General features: G+C 61.4%; 16 protein-coding genes and 1 tRNA gene. 8 read left to right on the forward strand and 9 right to left on the reverse strand.

Features of this window, described 5'->3' with window-relative positions; all coding sequences use genetic code 11:
* The 3 genes from VMH22_11380 to VMH22_11390 form a co-directional block, all read left to right on the forward strand.
* A partial coding sequence (locus tag VMH22_11380) for an AMIN domain-containing protein (GenBank protein HTW92299.1) occupies positions 1-1,540 on the forward strand: 1,540 nt, incomplete at its 5' end.
* A gap of 63 nt (positions 1,541-1,603) precedes the next feature.
* A complete protein-coding gene (locus VMH22_11385) occupies positions 1,604-2,722 on the forward strand; it encodes a type IV pilus twitching motility protein PilT (protein ID HTW92300.1) in 1,119 nt (372 codons plus the stop codon).
* 173 nt (positions 2,723-2,895) lie between these two features.
* The gene (locus VMH22_11390; GenBank protein HTW92301.1) at positions 2,896-3,693 is read left to right on the forward strand and encodes a prepilin peptidase; all 798 of its coding nucleotides are present in this window, start codon (positions 2,896-2,898) and stop codon (positions 3,691-3,693) included.
* A gap of 1,065 nt (positions 3,694-4,758) precedes the next feature.
* Here the strand turns inward: VMH22_11390 and VMH22_11395 are convergent.
* Together VMH22_11395 and VMH22_11400 are read right to left on the reverse strand one after the other, a co-directional pair.
* Positions 4,759-6,141 (reverse strand): chloride channel protein, encoded by a 1,383-nt coding sequence (locus VMH22_11395; protein ID HTW92302.1) that lies wholly within the window; start codon positions 6,139-6,141, stop codon positions 4,759-4,761.
* 282 nt (positions 6,142-6,423) lie between these two features.
* The gene (locus tag VMH22_11400) at positions 6,424-7,647 is read right to left on the reverse strand and encodes an ISNCY family transposase (GenBank protein HTW92303.1); all 1,224 of its coding nucleotides are present in this window, start codon (positions 7,645-7,647) and stop codon (positions 6,424-6,426) included.
* A 787-nt stretch (positions 7,648-8,434) separates the two neighbouring features.
* Here VMH22_11400 and VMH22_11405 point away from each other — a divergent pair.
* Both VMH22_11405 and VMH22_11410 read left to right on the forward strand, forming a co-directional pair.
* Positions 8,435-8,560, forward strand: coding sequence for a hypothetical protein (locus VMH22_11405; protein ID HTW92304.1), 126 nt, complete (start codon positions 8,435-8,437; stop codon positions 8,558-8,560).
* A gap of 167 nt (positions 8,561-8,727) precedes the next feature.
* Complete coding sequence (locus tag VMH22_11410) at positions 8,728-9,942, forward strand: sodium:proton antiporter (protein ID HTW92305.1); 1,215 nt, start codon at positions 8,728-8,730, stop codon at positions 9,940-9,942.
* 262 nt (positions 9,943-10,204) lie between these two features.
* On the opposite strand, the gene VMH22_11415 is transcribed toward VMH22_11410, so the two are convergent.
* The 7 genes from VMH22_11415 to VMH22_11445 all read right to left on the reverse strand — a co-directional run bounded on the left by VMH22_11415 (position 10,205) and on the right by VMH22_11445 (position 18,184).
* On the reverse strand, positions 10,205-12,169 hold the full coding sequence (locus tag VMH22_11415) for a carboxypeptidase regulatory-like domain-containing protein (GenBank protein HTW92306.1): 1,965 nt from the start codon (positions 12,167-12,169) through the stop codon (positions 10,205-10,207).
* Between the two features lie 365 nt (positions 12,170-12,534).
* A complete protein-coding gene (locus tag VMH22_11420; GenBank protein ID HTW92307.1) occupies positions 12,535-13,140 on the reverse strand; it encodes a hypothetical protein in 606 nt (201 codons plus the stop codon).
* Between the two features lie 146 nt (positions 13,141-13,286).
* Positions 13,287-13,712, reverse strand: coding sequence for an OsmC family protein (locus VMH22_11425; GenBank protein HTW92308.1), 426 nt, complete (start codon positions 13,710-13,712; stop codon positions 13,287-13,289).
* A 182-nt stretch (positions 13,713-13,894) separates the two neighbouring features.
* Entirely contained in the window at positions 13,895-14,281 is a 387-nt protein-coding gene (locus VMH22_11430) for a c-type cytochrome domain-containing protein (GenBank protein HTW92309.1), read from the reverse strand.
* Positions 14,282-14,455: 174 nt separating this feature from the next.
* A complete protein-coding gene (locus VMH22_11435; GenBank protein HTW92310.1) occupies positions 14,456-14,758 on the reverse strand; it encodes a four helix bundle protein in 303 nt (100 codons plus the stop codon).
* A gap of 73 nt (positions 14,759-14,831) precedes the next feature.
* Entirely contained in the window at positions 14,832-16,274 is a 1,443-nt protein-coding gene (locus VMH22_11440; GenBank protein HTW92311.1) for an aldehyde dehydrogenase family protein, read from the reverse strand.
* Between the two features lie 80 nt (positions 16,275-16,354).
* The gene (locus VMH22_11445) at positions 16,355-18,184 is read right to left on the reverse strand and encodes a tetratricopeptide repeat protein (GenBank protein ID HTW92312.1); all 1,830 of its coding nucleotides are present in this window, start codon (positions 18,182-18,184) and stop codon (positions 16,355-16,357) included.
* A 1,234-nt stretch (positions 18,185-19,418) separates the two neighbouring features.
* On the opposite strand from VMH22_11445, the gene VMH22_11450 reads away from it, so the two are divergent.
* The 3 genes from VMH22_11450 to VMH22_11460 all read left to right on the forward strand — a co-directional run.
* Positions 19,419-19,492: transfer RNA gene (locus tag VMH22_11450), tRNA-Val, on the forward strand.
* Positions 19,493-19,746: 254 nt separating this feature from the next.
* Complete coding sequence (locus VMH22_11455) at positions 19,747-20,043, forward strand: co-chaperone GroES (GenBank protein HTW92313.1); 297 nt, start codon at positions 19,747-19,749, stop codon at positions 20,041-20,043.
* A gap of 11 nt (positions 20,044-20,054) precedes the next feature.
* The coding region (locus tag VMH22_11460) for a TCP-1/cpn60 chaperonin family protein (protein HTW92314.1) at positions 20,055-20,639 on the forward strand (585 nt) is incomplete at its 3' end.

A 20,639-nucleotide genomic window follows, 5' to 3' on the forward strand; every position in this document is an offset into this window, starting at 1 on the left:
CGTCGCGGTTGACAAGCTGCTCGGGGGCGTGCGGGTGACCGTCGCCTGCAACGGTAGTCCCAATGTCAGTTCGTTCCTTACTACCGACCCGCCGGCTCTGGTAGTCGATATCATGGGTGCGACCTCGAAGCTCAAGCAGAACCGGATCGAATCCTCGTACTACCCGGTGACTGCGGTCACGGCGGAACCGAGTGACGCAGCTTCGGGACTGAGGGTGACCATCCGGCTGCGCGAGCCGGTCGAACATAAGGTAACGGTGGAGAACGGCCTCGTGGTTGCCGAGTTGGGCACCGAGCCGATTCCGCCGCCCCCGGCCCCGGCCAGCAAGGACCCCTTTGCCGGTCAGCGGCTGACGCTCTATGTCAAGGACGCGGACCTCACCGACATACTGCGGATGATCTCCAGTCAGTTCAACCTGAACATCCTCACCACTCAGGACGTGAAGCAGCTCATCACCGTCCGCCTGAATGATGTGCCGCTGCGGACCGGGCTGGATGCCCTGGTCAAAGCGGGTCTGTGCAACATGGTCGAGGACAAGTCGGGAATCATGGTGGTCAAGCCTCAGGCGAAGAAGATGTTCGGCGAAACTCAGGTGCGCGTGTTCGAACTGAACTACGCCGACGCCACGGACGTCGTGAAACTCCTGCCGAAGATGCTCTCGCCCGCGGGGAACGTGGATGTCGGAGTCCGTCGTATCGGGACCGCCGGTGGCTCGCAGCGAACCGACATGGTGGTCGTCAACGACGTTCCGGAGGCCCTGGACCGGGTCGGCGAGTTCCTGGCCAACTATGACAAGCCCCTGGCGCAGGTCGCAATCGAGGCCAAGTTCATCGAGACGACGATGAACGCTCAAGACGTCTATGGCATCGATTGGAAGCTGAACGCGTCGGTTTCGACCGGCAGCCCCAATGTCACCGACGGAACTCAGATACCGCTGGTTTTCGACAACATGGTTCTCGGTAAGGTCAACATCAGTCAGCTCAACGCGGCGCTGGACATCATGCGCACGCGCGGCAGCTCAAGGGTGCTCGCCAATCCGAGCACGCTCACGCTGGATAACCACACCGCTGTGGTCAGCATGGGAACCAACTGGCCCATCCGTCAAATCAGCTCAGACCCCAAGACCGGGTTGGTGCTGTCGACCTGGGCCAGCCAGTCGGTGCCGATTACGCTCTCGGTCACACCCCACGTGACGTCCGACGGACAAGTGAACATGGAGGTCGCCCCGAGCGTCGAGGCGATAACCGGCTACGTGGGTTCGGCCGATGACCAGCGACCGATAGTCTCGCACCGCTCGGCGACGGCGGACGTCGTCGTGGGCGACGGCGAGGTCGCGGTAATCGGAGGCATGGTGCAGGACCAGGAAACGAAGAACGTCAGCAAGGTCCCGCTGCTGGGTGACATACCGATTCTGGGCAACCTGTTCAGCCAGACAACGGTCAACCACTCCAAGACCAACCTGATGATCTTCATCATCCCGCACATCATATACCCGGGGACGTCGCAACCCCAGGCGTCGGCGAAGTTTTCGATAGACTGAAGTCAAGCGCCCGACATCGGATACCGGCCTGGTTCCGAGTCGGGCGCAACTTTTTGTGCGGCAATGAGCATTGATGAACTGCTGCGCTACGCCGCAAAGTACGGAGCATCCGATCTTCACATAACGGTCGGCAACCCGCCGATTATCCGGGTCAACGGCAAGCTGAAGAAGATACCGGGCCCGGTCCTCTCGCCCGACGACTCTCAGTCGCTGCTCTATTCGATCCTCACCGACGAGCAACGGGCCGCGGTCGAGCAGCGGCGCGAACTCGACCTGTCTTACACGTGGGGTAGTGTCGCACCGGCGGCCAGCGTCGTGCTCGAATACGTGACACCCGAGCGCGTCCGTGCCCGGGTGAACGTGTTCATGGACCTGTCCGGAGTCGGCGGAGCATTCCGCATAATACCCGCCAAGATCCGGACTCTCGATGAACTCCCGGCCCCGGACTCAGTCGCCGAGCTCACCCGCTGCCCGAGCGGACTGGTGCTCGTCACCGGGCCGACCGGTTGCGGCAAGTCGACGACGCTGGCAAGCATGATCGACCTCATCGACCAGGAACGGTCGGACCGCATCATCACCATCGAGGATCCGATCGAGTACATCTTCCGGGGCCAGAACTGCCTGATCAGCCAGCGGGAAATCGGCGCCCACTCGCGGTCGTTTGCCGACGCGCTGCGGGCCTGCCTGCGCGAGGACCCGAACGTGATCTTCGTCGGCGAGATGCGCGACCTCGAGACCATCCAACTGGCAATGACCGCCGCTGAGACCGGGCACCTGGTCCTTTCGACCCTCCACACCAACAACGTGGCGCACACCGTCGACCGGGTTATCGACGTGTTCCCGGCCGACCAGCACGACTACGTGCGGCAGATATTCGCCAACGTCATCCGTGGCATCATCTCCCAGACGCTGCTGCCCCGCAAGGACCAGCGAGGCCGCGTCGCGGCAATGGAAGTGCTCATGGCTACGCCGGCGGTCAGGAACATGATTCGCGAGAGCAAATCGCACCAGGTCGACTCACTGGTCCAGACCGGTTCCCAGCATGGCATGCAGACGATGGACCAGTGCCTGGCAATGCTCCTGCGCAAGCAGTTGATCTCAATCGAGACTGCCTGCTCGGTGGCGACCGACAAGAAGCTCTTCGCTCCGCCGGAAATGACGGCCCAGCCCGACGCGCGGTGATCTGCTCCAGAACCTGAAATGGACACTCACCACCAAGACACAAAGACACAGACCCGCAGGGATGAAACAGGAAAGACTGAATCAGGAAAGGTCGGAGTTCGGGCATTCATCCTTCATCCCTCCGCCTTCATCCCTTCTTGGGCCGCTTGGTGTGGTCTAATGCCGGTTCTCCGGTGATCTGGGCGCTGGCAGCCCTGCTCGGACTGGTCTTCGGCAGCTTCTTCAACGTTGTCATCTGGCGGGTGCCGCTCCACAAATCCATCGCCACGCCACCCTCGTTCTGCCCACGCTGCAAGAAGCCGATACGGCCCTACGACAACATCCCGGTGCTGAGTTGGGTGCTTCTACGCGGCCGGTGCCGCGACTGCGGTAAGCCAATTTCGGCCCGCTACCCGCTGATTGAGGCACTGACCGGGCTGCTCTTCGTCGCGGCCTACGCCCGATTCGGCTACAGCCTGTTGACAGTCAAGGCCATCGTGTTCATCTCCCTGCTCGTAATCACCGCGTTCATCGACATTGACCACCAGATTATTCCATTCAGCTTCAGCGTGACCGGCATCGTCCTCGGCATTGCCGGAGCCGTCGTCGCGCCCCCTCCCGGTCCCATCCGTTCAGTCATTGCGGCCTTGGTCGGTGCAGGCTTTGTCCTTTTCGCGATGCTCCTGTGGCGATACGTGCTGGCCCGCGTCTTCCGCAACCTGGGGGTAGACCAGAAAGAAGGGATGGGCTTCGGTGACCTGCCCTACGCGGCCATGATCGGCGGGTTTGTCGGGCTCAAAGGGCTGGCCGTGGCGCTGGCCGCAGCAGTGGTCTTCGGCGTTGTCATTGGTCTCATTGCCCGCTCAGCCGGACGGAACAAGCGCGGCCAACCGATTCCGTTCGGTCCCTTCCTTGCACTTGGCGCGCTGATTGGTCTCTTCTTCGGTACGCAGCTCTTCAACATCTACGCCCGCTTTGCCGGCCTGGCCTAGCGGCAACGCACACCCGAAAGCTTTCAGCCTGAAGCTGCGCCGAGGGCTGCCCGGAACGCTCAGGATTCATCAGGCTGCTCGCTCGGGGGCCAATTCGATGACGCACCCAAGAGATTGCCTGAAAGCTTCGACGCGCGTTCTGCTCCTCGCTCGGCACAGGGCTGATAACATCGTTCAGGACTTCACCACCGTTGGCCGGGCGGCTGTCGCCGCTGCACGAGGCGCTCAAGCTGGAACGCCATACAGAATGCTCGATAGTAACTGAGCAGTTCCCGGCGGTGGCATTCGGCAACTAGTTCCACGAGTCATTCCGCGATTCACCTGCCGAATCATCCTGCAAGTGATTCACCGACTCAATCCGCGAGTCAATCCCCGAATTACCTAGAGAATCACTCCCCAGTTCACTCGGGAGCTGATTCTCCAATTCACCCGTCGATTCAGTCGCCGACTCAACTCCTAAGTCATTCCGCGAGTGACTGTCGGACTCACTCAGCGAGTCATTCTGCAGGTCACTTGCCGATTCAATCCCTGAGTCACTCAGGGGATGACCCCGGGAGTGACTCCCCCAGTGGTTCCCTCACTGAACACCAGAGTGCCAATCCATGCCACTTCTCTGATGCTCCAGCGCCTGACTTGCTGTGTATGTTATTCAAATGCTGTAGCTTATGTGTCTGGCCCTGCGTCGATGGCTGCTGTCGTCGTGTGGTGTGGGTGCCTGGGCGAATCAGCGCTGCCAAGTGCTGGGCAGAAGGCGACTCGTGCTGCGTCGCGTTCCATGTGCAAAGCAGTATCCGAGTTTCCGGATGACTGAACTGGTGTGCATACGCTTGTCGCCTCAACCGACACAGCCCGGGCCGTCGGCCCGCAAGCTGCTCGCTACCAACAGCTGTCTGCTATCTCTGTCGGTTCGTCGCCTGCACATCCCAGGAGCCGCAATCCGCGAGCTGCCGGCTACAGGCTGTTAGCGGTCAGCCGCCGGCCCGGCGTCAGGAACAGCCCAACCGTTACGGTAAGTCCCTTCGAGGATACAACGGCGGCGTTCGGTCGGGAGCAGGACTGCCGGCGCTACTTCTGGTCGGGCTTGGAGCCCTCTTCATCGCTCTTGCGTAGTATCTGCCCGACCAGTTTGACCAGCCGGAGGAACCAGCGGATGATTTCGCTGCGATGCGGGGCCGCGACCGGTTCGATGTCTTCTATCTCGACGCCGAGTTCAACGTCCACGGTTGGAGACTTCTTCACCGCGAGGATCTGCGATGGGTACACGCTGCGGTGGCCTGTTATCAGGTAACTGATAACGCAGGCCAAAGCCGCATAAGGAGCTATCTTGGGACCGAAGAACTCCACGGCCATGATGCTGGCCGCAATCGGGGTGTTAGCCGCCCCGGCGAGCAGCGCGACCATGCCCAGCGCAGCAAAGGTCGCATGGTGCAGGTGCCACAGTTCGGCCCAGAGAGAGCCGGCCGTGGTCCCGACGAAGAAGATGGGCGTGACGATCCCGCCGCTGCCGCCGAAGTTCAGCGTGCCGCTGGTGAGGATGGTCTTGGCGATGAATGCGTACCAGACCGGTTTCGCCCCCTGCAGGGTCGCGCGGATGGTGTCGAGTCCGAGCCCCAGATAGCCGGGCGAGAGAAGAAACGTGAGGCCGACCATGACTGCGCCGCCGATGGCCGCCTTGAGCAGGAAATGCACACGCAGCCGCTCGGCCAGGCTCTTGCCCAGTTTCAGGGATTCTATAAGTATCATGGCGCAGAGCCCGAAGAAGACGCCGGAAAGCATGACGTCGAAGAAGAAGGTGCTGCTGAAGACCGGGACGAAGTTCATCGGCACATAGGTGTACTTGACGCCGAGATGCACCGCCACCTGGTAGGCGGTGATACCGGCCACGAACGACGGGAGAAGCACCTCGTAGAGAATGCTGCCTACGAACAGGACCTCGACGCCGAATATCGCGCCTGCAATCGGGGTGCCGAACACTGCCGCGAATCCGGCGCTGATACCGCAGATGACCAGTCGTTTCCGGTCACGGTCGTTGAAACGCAGCAGGTCGGCGACCAGGGAAGAGAGCCCGGCCCCGATCTGGGCGCAGGGACCTTCTTTGCCGGCCGAGCCGCCGAGGGCGATGGTCACGACGGTCGCGGCCAGCTTCACCGGGACGACCGCGGCCTTAATCCGGCCGGACCGTTTGTGGACAGCCTCGATGACCTTCTCCGTGCCGTGGCCTTCAGCATCGGGCGCGAGGTACTTCACGAGCGCGGCGCTCGCAATCAGGGCCACGGGCAGGAGTAGATAGTAGTGGTGGTAGCGTCCGCTGAACCCGATGCTCCATTCGAGCGCCCTGAGGAACAGCGCGGTGGAGATACCGACGATGATGCCGATGCCGGTGGCGAGGACAACCCATTTCAGGACACTGATGAAGATAACGGTATGCTCGGCCACGTGACGCCGCATCGGCGCCAAGTCGGGTCGTCGGTTCAGGAAACTCAAGGTAGATCCGTTGAGACGTGGCCTGAGAACCGTCACCGCAAAGCGCAGGGCGGTTCGTTACGAACGCTAACAGTAAAAGATACTTCGCCGCAGGCGTGAAGTCAAACGCCATGCTCTGTGACGCTTGCCTTGCGTCGGGCCAGAGGACGCAGGTGTGGACGTGTCACAGGGCCGGGCTGAATTGGGGCGTGTCCCGACGCAACGTTGCCGATGACTCGGCGGAGATGTCAACGCAGAGCGATTCTGTCATACCCCTTGCATAGCTGAAATGTCATAGGGCATTGACTGGTTGGTCTGTACAGCCTTGGGCTGAGCGGGCAGACGGCGGACTGTGACTTCGCCGGCGCGAGGATGGAAGACGTGGACGGTGCCGTCAAACCACTCCTGTACATCGACGTCGGTTGCCGCCAACCTGACGGTCCGTCGTGAGGGCAGCAGTTGGTAGCGGATCCCGTGCAGACTGATGGTGTTGTCGTTTTCAACGTTGCGATAGTGGTGAGCACAGAGGATGGTGCATAGGTCCACGCCAGGCGACAGCTTACGGAAGGCGGGTGCGGGATTTCTGGGCTCAGCTCCGAAGCGGGCGGCGTACTTGGGGATGAAGGTGCGGTTAAGATAGTCGGTGGCGGCCTCGGCGGTCTTGATGCCGGCCCGGCGTAGCTCGGCGACCAGTCGGCCCTGGAATGATCCATTGATACGCTCACCCCGGCCGCGGGCCTGCGGGGTATGGGCAAAGATAAGCTGGACGGCCAAGCGGTCCATGGCGACCTCAAAGCTGGTGGGCTGGTCATCCCGCTGGAACCGATGGGTGCCGCCGCGGCGGGTGGTGGTGAACTGGCTGGCTCGGTCGAGGTACAGGCTAGCGGGCAGGCCGTAGCGGCGGAAGACGTGGTAGAGTACCTCGAAGCAGGCGTCGCGTGTCTCCTGCGGTGCAAACAGCCCCGCTAGCGGCTGGCCGGTGGCATCGTCGGTCGAGAGCATCAAAGTCAGCATGGGGAGGTCCGGCCCGAGCCACAGGTGCGGGCTGCCATCGAGAAAGAGCATGGTGCCGAATTGGGCCTTGCGCTCACGGCGGCGACGATGGTGATGACCATGGTGCTGTTTGGGGCCGAGGTTCTCGGCTCGGAGCCAGCAGCGGACGGTTTCGCGGCTCAGGTTGATGGCGAACTCATCGGCTAATGTCTCGGTGAAATGGGCGAAGTTGAAGTCGAAGCAGTGTTTGCGGTAGATGCGGATGACCCGTTGTTGCAGACGACGGGGTTTGGCGTTGGCCGGAGTGCGGCCGTGATTGCCGTGGCGTACGCCATCGACACCGCGTCTACGAACGCCGGCCTTGAGGCGGAAGACTTGGCGGCGACTCAGCCCGAGCATCTTGGCGGCCACGGCAGTGTTGAGTGCCGCGACCATGGTCTGTTGAATGACGCTGTAGCGTTTCACGTCCTGCTCAGAGTAACTGACTGGCTGTGGCATGCCGCCAGCATAGCAGCTCGAACACCTGGGTATGACATAATCGCTTTGCCATTAGCCTATGACATTATCGCTCTGCGGCCACACGATGACTCGGCGGAGATTGACACGGGCCGCGCGGGCAGCTACACTCTGTTGCCCTGCCTCTGACGCAGTGAGGCAGCGGGCGTTCGTAAGGGTGCGGCGGCCTATCAATGAGCCGTCGCAGGCAGAGCGGATGGTCGGGCCGCCATCCGGAATAAGTCATAACGTCCGACAAGATGTGACATTCCGGAGGTGTGCATGCCCGGCCAGACAAGCTACGCCGTTTCTCGTCCTTTCACCAAAGCACAACCCAGGTATGTGGGCCTGCCAGCCAGCTTGGCGTGGATCCCGGTCGGCGCCGTCGCGCTTCTGTTCGGGCGCAATACCGACGCCCAATGGTCGCAGGGTCTCGACTCCTCCGGCCATCGTGGCCACATTCAGAGACTGGGGAGGGCTCGCCGGGCCCCTCGTCATGATCGCCGGCGGCGCGTGGGCGCTTGCGCACGCACTGCTCCTACTTTGCCTCCACTAAGTGCGGCGGATACATGCGCAACGTCTCGGTCATAGATGCTGCCGTTATCGTCCAACTCGGTACGAGCAATGAACGACCGCTACTGAGGCTGCTTGGTCATGCGGCCCCCGGTCGTGCACGACGCTCCAGAGAGAGGGACGTCAATGGATGAAGTTGATGCAGCACGGGCCTCGCGCCGCCGGCGCGAATCTGATATCGCACGATGTCTGATATGAGAACCCAAAAGGAGAAACCATGAAGACCGCTGCCAAGACCGCAACCTTGTTGGTTGGAGTCGTGTGCATGTTGGTGCTCGGCGGCAGGCGACCAAGCCGCCTGTCGAGGCGCGACCAGGCGGGTAAGCTGCATTTGGTCCGATAGTCCTCCGTCCTCCCGCGGCCCTGCTGCGGGCCTGCAAGACACCGGCCGCCTTCCACGGCCGGTGTTCTTGTACGTCGTCCGGTACTGGGAGCTGGCTTGGCACGTCTTCGTAGGAAGTCCGCCGCCCAAGGTCTTGACCGACCGCCTCCCGGCGGTTAGCCTGTAGCATGCTCACTGTCTGGGGTGCGTTTCCCTTCGTGCTGCTGCTGCTGGCGATCGCCGTCCTGCCCCTGCTGGTTCCGCACTGGTGGCACCGGCGCTACCCGCTGGTCGTGGCATTGCTCAGCCTGCCGGTGCTCTTCGGTTATCTCTTCTTCGCGCGGGACGTTCACCGCATCGGCGAAGTGCTGGTCGAGTATCTCGGCTTCATCGCCCTGATTGGCTCGCTTTATGTGATCGCCGGGGGTGTCTTCCTGCGGATCGTCCGGCCGCCGACGCCGGTCTTCAACACCCTCGTCTTGTTCGTAGGCGCCCTGATCGCCAACGTCATCGGCACCACCGGCGCTTCCATGCTACTCATCCGTTCCTTCCTCAACAACAACCGGCGACGGTATCGGGCGTACCTGGTCGTGTTCTTCATCTTCGTTGTCGCCAACATCGGCGGCGGTCTGACCCCGATCGGCGACCCGCCCCTCTTGATCGGTTACCTGAAAGGTGTGCCTTTCTTCTGGGTCGCCGGGCAAACCTGGTATCTCTGGCTCGCGGCGATGGCAATGGTTCTCGGCGCCTTCTACTGGCTCGACCGACGGAATACGACCGGCCGCTACGCGCCCCGGCCGCTGCGAATCCACGTCAAAGGCTACCGCAACGTGCTCTTCCTGGCGATTGTGTTGATTGCGGTCTTCGCCCGTACGCCGGTGCGCGAACTGCTTATGATCTGCGCAACGGCTGCATCCTTCATCTTCACGCCCAGGTCGGTCCACCGCGAGAACCATTTCAGCATCCGACCTATCATCGAAGTCGCGGTCCTGTTCGCCGGCATCTTCGTGACCATGGCTCCGGTTCTCGATCTCGTCGACGCCCGCGCCCACGGTCTTGGGCTCGGCTCGGCCAGCGGCTTCTACTGGGTGACTGGGATGCTCTCCGGGATCCTGGACAGCGCGCCGGCCTATCGGACGTTCTTCGAGGTAGCGCTCGGCCTCGTCCCGAACGGCGTCCGGTCGCTGCTCAGCCTGCGTCCGGAGCTGGTCCGGGCGCTATCCATCGGCGCGGTCAACTTCGGGGCCCTGACCTACATCGGTAACGCTCCCAACCTCATGATCAAGGCCATCGCCGAGCACCAGCGGCTGAAAGTCCCGCACTTCTTCGAGTACGTCTTTCGCTACTCGTTGCCGATTCTACTTCCAATTCTGGTTGCTACCTGGCTGCTGCTTCTCATGTAAGGTCACCTGCGACCGTTTGACCAGGCGCACGACCCTGTCATGCCGGGCGATGCCGAAGCCGTTCATCCTTGTAGACTAGAGACAGGAAGACCTTGCGGTCTTGGTCGAAGCGGTCAATGAGACGCTTCACCGAGTCGGGTGCTGGCGTGCCCATTGCGGCAAGAGGATAGACACGAGACACCGCAAGTCAAGCGAGCCGATGACGCGTAGGAACGGAGAGGGGAGGCGTGAGCCTCCCCTCAAGACTGCTGCGGATGAGCCGCTACTGGCTGAGGATCTTGAACTCAACCCGGCGGTTGAGCGCACGGCCCATTTCCGTCGAGTTGCTGGCGATCGGCATCGTCTTGCCGTAGCCCTTCCCGGTCAGTCGGTTGACATCGATTCCGTAGTTCTGGACCAGGTAGTTCACTACCGCCTGGGCGCGTTTGTCGGAAAGCTTGAGGTTGTATTCAGCCGAGCCAACGCTGTCGGTATGGCCCTGGATTTCGACCTTGATGGTCGGGTTGTCCTTGAGTATCTTGGCGGCGTTGTCGAGCGCCGGCTTGGACTCAGGCTCGATGGTCGCCTGGTTGAGCTCGAAGTAGATGCCCTTAAGGGTGATGGACATTCCCGGTTTCACGAGTTCGAAGTCCTTCACCAGCGGCTTGTTCTTCTCGACTACCATCGCGATAGTCTGCTTCAGGTAGTCCTTCGACTCGACGATCATCGTATAGGAGCCGGCCATTAGCTGGGCCTTGTAGACACCGGTCGCAGGGTTGGTGTTGTATACGGCATTGCCGGCCTCCGGTACTGTGACCGTTGCCGCCAGGCCGTCGCCGGTCTTCTTGTCGGAGACCTTGCCGGTAATTGAGACGGCAGCCTCGGCCGGGGACAGCTTGAACGCGGCGGTTGCCAGCTTGCCGTCTTCCACCGCCAGGGTTATCGTCGCCGGAACATGTTTGTCGGCGTTCGCGGTCAGGGTGTAGACGCCGGTTTCGATCTTGTCGACCTTGAACGCGCCGGTAGTGGGATCGGCGTCCACCGGCGAAAGCGCCGTGCCCGGGAATCCGATGTGGGCTGCCATCGGAGCATTGGTGACGGCGTCAATTACCGTGCCGGCAATCGTACCGTAGGTCCTGAGTGGCCGCAGCTGGAATTCGTAGTTGACGGCTTTGCCTTCCTCGATGGACAGCGGCATGACCTGCTTGTTATAGCCGTCGGCACTGACTTCGACCGAGACCGCGCCGACCGGGATCTTCGGGGCTTTGAAGATGCCGTTGGCATCGGAGGTAATCGTGGCGTATTTCGGGTTGTCCGGGAACGCGACCTTGGCGGCTACCACCGGCTTACCGGTGCTCGCATCAGTCACTGTGCCGACGATCTGGCCGTACACTGTTGTCTTGTGCGCGCCGAACGGCGTGCCGAAGCCGAGACCCAAGATGATCTCGTTAGGTTGCTTCACGCCGCCCACCGTGCCTGAGCTCAATGTGTAGCCCAACTTGAGGAAGCTCGAAGTCGGGTCACCGATAACGACCCCGGGCGTCAGGTGGATGTGGCCGCTATCCGTATTGAAGACCCCACCTCCGTTTGGTTGCAGCGAGACACCTTCGATAAAGACGCCGAATCCCGTGCCCTGGAGTTCGATACCCGCCGCGTACTGAGTCAGGCCGGCGACCTTGCCATAGTTGATGATCAGGTTCGGAGCCGATGTCGCCAAGTCTTGGAATCGGAGCGTTACGAGCCCGCTCCACGCCAGCTTGTTATTGGGGTCATAGGGGAGGGCCTCAGGGTCGAGCCAAGTTGTGGTGGTGTCATGCCCCATGAACGTGTAGTTTGCCGTACCGCCGACCTTGACCACCGGGATAATCGGAATCGACAACTTGCCGCCGGCCTTCAGGTCGCCAAATCCCGAGACTAGTCCGGTCCCGGAGTAAGACTTGGGCTTCTGAAACGCGGCGCCGTAGGAGCCGAACAATTCGAGTCCAACGTACTTCGTGACGACCGGAGCATAGCTCAGTTCAGGCGCAACAAGGTTGGCTATCCAGCCGCTCTTGGCCGCGGACTCGGGCATTTGGAAAGCCGCGTTCCGGGCCAGCCCGTGGAGTGAAATGGTCAGGCCGGCCTCCGGCTCGACCAGCGCGTCTTGAACCCGAAACAACCCCTTGCCGCCTCCGAAGCCCGGGTACGCCAATACTAGTGCCGGCAGCACTGCCGATAGCAGCGCCGCTACCGCTATTCTTGTTCTCACGTTTCCTCCTGTGAATTCTGCGAGCCGCAGCTCATGGGCCGGATTAACACTACCCGGCCATGCCTTCCAGTCATGATTGTCGTTTCGTCCGGCTGTCCGGGCACATACTTACACTTCTGCCAAAGGCAACATGAAGTTCTCGGTGGCACCGGAGCGTTCAATCATGCCGAAACCAGGCTTGTTTCAATATACAGACTGCTCGTGACCGGTCAAGGGTCGGGGCTCCGTCGCGGCAGCGTCTCTTCGGTAGTGCGGCGGTCGGGTGAACCCATGCTGCAACCGAAACAGCCGCATAAATGCGGCTGTTTCGACATTCAGGAACCGTCTTGCCTGGTTTCTTGCGCTCAGGCGGGCGCGTTCATTTGCTACTTGCCGAACTTGGTCGGATCGTCGTAGAAGTTGCCGAACTGAATCTGGAGCAAGCCTACCGCAGAAACCTGGGTGGCTGCTACCGAATCGTAACCGGAGAACGTGACGGTTGCCGTGACCAGGTCAAGCAGGCCGATGTCGTTCGGGTCGCCGCTGACGGCGTCCGAGAAATAGGTGTCCTTGAAGTTCGGCGACGCCACGGTCACATAGAACGTGACCGGTTTGCCGGTCTTGTCGGCCGTGATGGACTGGCTCAGCGGGATATTCACCGGGGCGTACTGGTAGCCGGCCTCAGTAGTTCCAACGTACTTGATGGTGGCCTTGTTGAGCAGTGCTACGTACGGTGTCCAAGTCGGCAACCCGGCGCCGATCTCCATGTACTGCAGTTCGACCGGGACCGAGTCCGATGGGTACTCACTGAGTGTGACCGTTTCACTGTCCACCTTGTCGAAGTACTGGTAGTAGTCGGCGATGTCCGACCTTAGCAGGTTGCCTTTGTTCATAGAGAGGACGCGCAGCTCAGTTGCACGCTGGCAACCGGACGTAAGGACCAGGCCGGTAATTGCGACCACGGTCAGAAGGCCTAACAGAGAACGACGCATACGGTTCCTCCTTAAGATAAATGTCGTCATGGAATTCTATCCTGCGGGTAATCACTGTCAAGCTGATTCACGGCTCGACCGCCAGTTGCGTGACTCACGTCTTTCAGCCTGCCGAGTTCAGTTCCACTGCCCCGGGACGCATAGTGTCACTCATTTGCGACCGTGCGGACCCGGTAGCCGACCGGGCAGGCCTTCTTGAGCATCGCCGATACCGAGCAGTACTTCTCCTGAGACAGCTCGACCGCGTGCTTGACCTTTGCTTCGTCGAGGTCACGTCCGGTCACGACATACTCAAGGTCTATACTTGTGTAAATCCCGGGGTGGCCTTCAGCACGCTCGGCTGTGACGTTCACCTCGAGTGCAGTTACATTCTGCCGCATCTTGTGCAACAGCGGCACGACGTCCATTCCGGTACAGCCCCCGAGCGCGATGAGCAGGAGTTCGAGCGGCTTGGTGGCTGAGCTGTCGCCGCCGAATTCGGGCGTCGTGTCCATTGTGACAAGGTGGTTGGTGCCGGCTTTGCCGACAAACGTCATCTTGCCGGCCCAGCGAATGTTGGCCTCGTGTTTCATACGTCAGGTCCTTTCCGGCCGGACTCGAGACCGGTCAGCGGGTGACTCCGCTTCGAGGCGCTGTAGCCCAAGTCCGTAACCTTTACAGAGCCGAATCGGTGACACCAAGCATCAGCAACGGGTGTCGTGAAAACACCGGGCAGCCGTTCTCGATCGGTTGGCATACGAAGGACGAGGTGCGGCTAGTTGTTCTTCGCGCCCTGGTCAATCCACTTCCGGATGGTGCCGAGGTGGGCAGAGTCGAGGGCTGGCCGGCCCTTGGGCATCAGCGGCGGCACGGCACCAGTCAGCCGCAGATAGAGGCTGCTGGAATCGGCTTTGCCCGGAATGACGTCAGGCGCTGAACCCGACCCGTCGCCCATCACACCCGCGTAGCCTGTGACGTCGTACTTGCCCTTGGCAGCCGGGCCACCGGCATGGCAGGGCATGCAGGTCTGCGTGAGGACGGGCTGGATGTCTTTGGCGAACGAGACGTCGCCCGACGCCGGAGTCGCGGTCTTGGGCGCCGACGGCTTACTGCCGCAGCCGACGAACAGCAGGGCAGCGAAGAGCAGTGCAATTGCTTTCATCAATGGTTCCTTTCGTTCATTCAGGCTCGTGATTATCGCGGGGCCACGGTGGAATGTCAAACGTGAACCGCACACCGTTAACCGTACACCGTGACACGTGAACCGTTACGCCGCAACGGAGGCGCGGCGGCGCAGCGATGCCGAGAGTTTGGTGAGCATCATTCGGACCTTCTCTTATTCCCGCGTGAGTTCGAGACTCGTCCGCTGGTCGATGTATCCCGGTTGGCGAGTCAGGTGAAGTTGATAGCGGACTTCGTCGCAGGAGCCATTGCCCATAAGAACGAATCGGTTGAAGTCCTTCGTGCTGCCGCGCGACGCACCCTCGACTAGGTTCATCGGAATCGAATAGGCGACTCGTCTCATTTGGGCGGTCAGGCCGAAGCGTTCATCGTCCGGGAAGTGACTCGTCAGTCGATAGACATCAAGAACCAGCCGGTCGGCCAGCTTGAACACGTCATACTTCCAGATATCGGGCATGAGCCTCCTCCTCTACGGTGTGCGGTTTCCGTCCTACGGTGCACGGTTCACGGTACACGGTTCACGCTGCCTGTCAACCCAGGTTGAAGGAGACCATGCGGATGTCGGTCATCTCTTCGATGGCGAAGCGTGGGCCCTCGCGACCGATGCCGGAGTCTTTGACCCCGCCGTATGGCATCTGGTCGGCGCGCACGGTGGCCGAGTCGTTGATGAGGACGTTGCCGACTTCGAGCTGCTCGGCGGCGCGGAAGGCTCGGCCGAGATCCCGGGTGAAGACTCCGCACGCAAGCCCATAGTCATACGTGCCGAGTGCCGAGCCTTGGTTGAATAGCGCCACGGCTTCGTCGAAACCGCGGAAGGTGTGGATCGTGACAATTGGCGCGAAGCTCTCTTCGCACACGACCGGTAGCTCCGGCCTGGCCCTGAGCAGTACGGTCGGAAACATAACGGTCCCTTCGACCGTGCCGCCACACAGGACCTCGGCGCCCGCCGTGCGGGCTTCTTCGACCAGCGCAAGACCACGGCTGAGCGCGGCCCGGTCAATCATCGGACCGATGTCAGTTTCAGGGAGTGAGGGATTGCCGCAGACCAGTTTCTCTGTCGCGTCAACGAACCGGGCCACGAACTGCTCGGCGACGGACTCATGCACATAGAGCCGCTGAGTGTGGATGCAGACCTGGCCGGAGAAGGAGAACCCGCCGACAACGCAGCGAGCGAGCGCCTTGTCAAGGTCCGCGGTCTCGTCAATGATGGCTCCGGAGTTGGAGCCGAGTTCGAGGGTCACACGCTTCAAGCCGGAGTCACGTTTGATTGCCTCGCCGACCGGCGGACTGCCGGTGAATGTGACCATCCGGATGCGCGAATCACGGACCAGCGCCGCGCCGACCGTGCCACCCTCGCCGACGATGATGTTGAGCGCTTTGGGGGGCAGGCCGGCGTCGAGCAGCGCCTTGCCCAGCAGCAGCGCGGTGAGCGGAGTCTTGGTGGCCGGCTTGAGGACCACCGAGTTGCCGGCGGCCAGCGCGGGCGCGACCTTGTGCAGCACGAGGTTGAGCGGGAAGTTGAATGGCGTGATGGCGGCGATGACACCGAGCGGTACACGAATGAAGAATCCGCGTCGGCCTTCTGAGCCGCGGGACGCGTCCATCGGCACGGTCTCGCCGTGGATGCGCAGGGCCTCCGCTGCGGCGAAGCGGAGGGTTTCGACGCCCCGGCTGGTCTCGACCGATGCGTACTTGCGTGGTTTCCCTGCCTCGGCGATGATAGACTCGGTGAACTCGTCGGCTCGCTCTTCAAGCAGGGCGGCAGTCTTGGCGAGAATAGCGGAGCGGGTGTGAGCAGGCAGTCGGCGCATGTCCGCAGCGCCGGCCTCGGCGGCAGCGATCGCCGCGTCGATGACCGGCTCGGTGGCAATGGGAATGTCACAGATGACCGATTCGTCGTACGGGTTGATGACCGGCAGGGCCTTTTCGGTGGCTACCCACTCGCCGGCGATCAACAGCTTAGGATGATCCATTCTCGTGAGAAGATAGGCCCAACCACCTTTGAAGTCAAACCCGCGCCGCAGTGTGCCTGCTGGTAAGGCGATTCTCGCCGCTACCGACCATTTTCTACCATCGCGGCTGAGTCCGGCATTCCCGCTGACCGGTAGGCTTCGGCGAGATTAGCCCGCGCGGCCGCGAAATCCGGATCGAGCCGCAGTGCGGCCTTCAGGCATTCTATCGCCTGTTGGAAGTCTCCGCCCTGTAGATAGGCGTACCCGAGGTTGTTCAGAGTCATCATCGAGTTCGGTTCGAGCCGTAGCGCCTCCTTGTACTCGACGATGGCCGAGTCAATCTGACCGTTGCGTCTCAGCGTTACCGCGAGGTCGTTCCGCGCCTTCGGTGACTCGGGTCGGAGTCGCACGACCTCGCGGAATTCGAGAATCGCGTCCGATAGTGCTCCCTGGCCGGCCAGAGATAGTGCGAGGGCGACGTGCGGTTCCGGGTAGTTCGAGTCGATGTCCACGGCGGTGCGAAACTGCGCGATCGCCTCATCAGTCCGGCCTGCGTCGTTCAGCGCCATCCCGTAGTTCAGGTGGCCGCCGGCGGACTCCGGCGCTTCCAGTACCATCGCGTGGGACAGTGACAGTTCGTCGTGCCAGATCGGGTTGCGCCGGAGCGTCTGTACCGCGAAGGCCGCCGCGTACAGGAGGATAGCGCCGAACATGACGCGGGTGGTCGTGCGTTTGTGGCGAGTCGACGTGTAAACCGCCGCAACCAGGATAAGCATGCCGGGCGTGACCAGATACAGCATCCTCCCGGCCGGCCCAAGGAAGAGCAGGTGCGCGAATGGCAGCAGGAAGAGTACCATCCACGCATAGCCGTACCAGCCCAGGCTGCCGGCTTCAGGATGGGGTCGCGCGGAGCGCTCGTGCTCGGAATCGGAGGGCGCATCGTTCGCACCACGGTGTCGGGCCGAACGCCCGAGCCGAATCACCGCGTACAGCGGCAGACCCAGGAACAGCAGTCCGAGAACCGTATACGCCGAGAGACCGTTGAGCGACCCTGTCTTGACATAGATTAACTTCTGGTTGAATGGGAAGAGCAGGAGCTGCAGCTGCTGACCGAAGGTGTCGATGACGCGCAACGGCGCGGTGAACAGCCAGTATGCGACCGAACTCGCGAACGGGACCCGGGCGATGCTGAGCCGGAGCACAAGGTAACACGCGATCGGCAAGACGGTCGCTGCCAGCCAGGGCCAGAGTTTGCGATACTGCTCCCGGTTCAAGAGAAGCCACGCCGTGGCGACCGCGGCAAAGACGAGCGATGCCTCGAGCGCCAGCGCGCTCAGCAGCAGCGAGACTCCGAACAGCGCCGGCCACGCCCGCCTGCGGTCGCGCCGGCCGCGCAGCAGTGCGTAGCAGCCCACCAAGAGGAGGAACAGAGCCAGTAGATAGGTGCGATTAGAGATGAACGCGACCACACAGTTCATGGCCGGATGGATACCGACCAGCAATCCCCCAATGCCGGCCAGCCAGACGGACCCGAACAGCTCCCAGAGCAGCAGGCACGAGACCAATACGACCGCAGCGTTGATGATCACGTTAGTGAGGTGAAAGCCAAGTGGTCGCAGTGCCCACACCTGGCGGTCGACGTAGAGACTGAGATTGGTGAGCGGCCGGTAGTATGACATGTCGTTCTGACCCAGTTCTACGCCGGGGTTGGCCCAGAAGTTCTTGGTGAACAGCTCAACCGGGCTGGTCTGGCTGAGGGATGGGTTGCTCACGATCAGCGTGTTGTCGTCCCAGACGAACCCGTACCGGAGGGTCGGCAGATAGATGACCAGCGCTACAAGCACCGCCAAGCTGAAGACCAGCCACGGCTTCGGTCGCCCGGCGCCGCGCTTCGCGACGGAGCGCGCGGCTGGCCTGCGGGTATCCTGCACGCGCTATTCTAGACTAAACCTGGTGTTCCGCAAGTCCAGATGGGCTATCCCACCGATCTTGGTCGCGACGTGCAACACCCCGCCGGCGGGATAGCGCTACTTTGGGATAGACATGTCAGGTTGGCGGGTTCTCAAGCAAACGTCCGACAGGAGAGTGGTTTAGGTCGGTTACGACATTCTTCCGGGGGCTGGCCCCGGGACAGCTTGGGGGGCTGCCCGAGTGAGGAATCACGCAGCAATCAGTGAAGTGGAATGGGCACTAACCGCCCGGTGCGCTCGGTCGGCTACGCGACCGGTCGTCAGGGAAGCTACGAGACCGGGAGCGCGGGCCAAAGCGTGAGCCATGGCCCAGCCCGTAGTGCGGTCTCCAATCCCACCCGCAGCCCGCCCTCTGACTCGCCGTTCCGCTCACAGAGTGGCCGGGAGTGTCACGGGGCGGACAGCGAGTAAGGGGATGGGACCGATGGCCGGAGCAGCAGCGGCGTGCATGATCCCATTCGTAGTCCGGTCAGGCGCCTGCCCGTTTGTTTGTTCCGATGCCTAGTCAGCTTCTGCGTCGGTGTTGAGCAGAAAGCCGGTCACAGAGGCGGGGTTTGAAGCAAGCGAGGCATCTTTCAAAGACCACAAGCGATAGGGTGCATGTCTGGCACGGACCACAATTCCGTCGTGGGGGCAGCGGTCCGGAGACTGCCCAGGGGGCTGCAGTCGCCGACACGGTGAGCGACACATTGAAACCCACAATCAGCCCGGCTTTGACGCGAACATTGAGCCCAACAATGTCGCAAAGAACGACTGGAACAATGTTTCGAACAGTTTCACGGACGATGCGCGATAGAACGCCGCAAGTAGTTCTCTACTCAGTTCGAGATAGAGTGTGCTGCACGTTTGATGACGCACCTGCCGACACAATTCAGTACACAGTCTACGACACGTTGGGCGGTACTCTCCGACTAACAATGAGGGTTACTTTGAGAGGCCCAATCGCGACCTCGGTGCGAGGTTCGAGGCTCCGTTTTCCGGGAGCTTGTTGTCAGTTCGCCGTTGGCAGGTTGCACGTATCATCACTGCGGTACTCTTTTCGACGAGGACAAGGAGAGCAGTACGAGTCTGCGTCATCGGCGTGGTCTGTGGTTGGATTCGTGTTCATCTGCGTTCATCCGAGGTTCCACGTCCGGCTCCGGTCGCTCCTGCCGATTTGACAGAAGCGGCTTGAGGCCTATAATTCTAGGTCGAGGGGCGATTAGCTCAGTTGGCTAGAGCGCCTCCCTTACAAGGAGGAGGTCATCTGTTCAATTCAGATATCGCCCATGGCCGTAACATCCTGTAATTCAAGACGTTAATCTGCGTGGCCACGGGCGCGTGCATCGGTCGGATGCACACAGGCGAATCTGAGAAGTCCGGTTGGTGTCTAAATGATGGAAGGTTGTTGTATTGAAGGAGTTAGGCAATGGCCCGGTGGAGGCCGGCTGCGGGCCTTTGCCGGTTTGCTTGTGCCGGGAACGGTTACCCGGCTGGAAGATCGCGGTTTTCAACCAGAACTCACAATGTCTTAAGGAGGAGTTATGAAGATACGACCGCTACAGGACAGAATCCTAGTCGAGCGCATCGAAGAGGAGATCAAGAAGGGTGGAATCATTATTCCCGATTCCGCCAAGGAAAAGCCCCAGCAGGGTAAGGTGATCGCCGCCGGTCCGGGCCGGATCGACGACAAGGGCAACCGGATCCCGATGGAAGTCAAGAAGGGCGACACCATCTTGTTCGGGAAGTATTCCGGCAACGAGATACGCATCGGCGAGGAAGAGCATCTCATCATGCGCGAGGACGATGTGCTCGCGGTGATTGAGAAGGAAAGCAAGTAGGAGGAGCGAGCATGCCTGCCAAAGATTTGAGATTCGAAGACGAAGCAAGGCGAGCCATTCTCCGCGGCGCCCAGCAGTTGGCGCACGCGGTGAAGGTGACCCTGGGACCGCGCGGCCACAATGTCATCATCGACAAGAAGTGGGGCGCACCGACCGTTACGAAGGACGGCGTGACCGTGGCCAAGGAAGTCGAGCTTGAGGACAAGTTCGAGAACATGGGCGCCCAGATGATCAAGGAAGTAGCGTCCAAGACTTCCGACGTTGCCGGCGACGGTACGACCACCGCGACGGTGCTGGGCGAGGCGATCTACCGAGAGGGCCTGAAGAACGTCACCGCCGGCGCGAATTCGATGGCTTTGAAGCGCGGCGTCGACCTGGCGGTTGAGACCGCCGTAGCCGAACTGAAGAAGATATCGAAGAAGACCACGGGCCGCGAGGAGATCATGCAGGTCGCCGCCATCTCCGCCAACAACGACAAGGAGATCGGTAAGCTCATCGCCGATGCGATGGAGAAGGTCGGCAAGGAAGGCGTGATCACGGTCGAAGAGGCGAAGTCGGTCGAGACGACGCTCGAGGTTGTGGAAGGTATGCAGTTC

Source organism: bacterium (genome assembly GCA_035505375.1).
GTDB lineage: Bacteria > Hydrothermota > Tepidihabitantia > Tepidihabitantales > Tepidihabitantaceae > UBA2258.

Coding starts and splice junctions, on each gene's coding strand:
- VMH22_11385 (HTW92300.1), top strand. CDS start 1,604: ATGAGCATTGATGAACTGCTGCGCTACGCCGCAAAGTACGGAGCATCC.
- VMH22_11395 (HTW92302.1), bottom strand. CDS start 6,141: ATGCGGCGTCACGTGGCCGAGCATACCGTTATCTTCATCAGTGTCCTG.
- VMH22_11400 (HTW92303.1), bottom strand. CDS start 7,647: ATGCCACAGCCAGTCAGTTACTCTGAGCAGGACGTGAAACGCTACAGC.
- VMH22_11405 (HTW92304.1), top strand. CDS start 8,435: ATGAAGACCGCTGCCAAGACCGCAACCTTGTTGGTTGGAGTCGTGTGC.
- VMH22_11410 (HTW92305.1), top strand. CDS start 8,728: ATGCTCACTGTCTGGGGTGCGTTTCCCTTCGTGCTGCTGCTGCTGGCG.
- VMH22_11420 (HTW92307.1), bottom strand. CDS start 13,140: ATGCGTCGTTCTCTGTTAGGCCTTCTGACCGTGGTCGCAATTACCGGC.
- VMH22_11425 (HTW92308.1), bottom strand. CDS start 13,712: ATGAAACACGAGGCCAACATTCGCTGGGCCGGCAAGATGACGTTTGTC.
- VMH22_11430 (HTW92309.1), bottom strand. CDS start 14,281: ATGAAAGCAATTGCACTGCTCTTCGCTGCCCTGCTGTTCGTCGGCTGC.
- VMH22_11435 (HTW92310.1), bottom strand. CDS start 14,758: ATGCCCGATATCTGGAAGTATGACGTGTTCAAGCTGGCCGACCGGCTG.
- VMH22_11440 (HTW92311.1), bottom strand. CDS start 16,274: ATGGATCATCCTAAGCTGTTGATCGCCGGCGAGTGGGTAGCCACCGAA.
- VMH22_11455 (HTW92313.1), top strand. CDS start 19,747: ATGAAGATACGACCGCTACAGGACAGAATCCTAGTCGAGCGCATCGAA.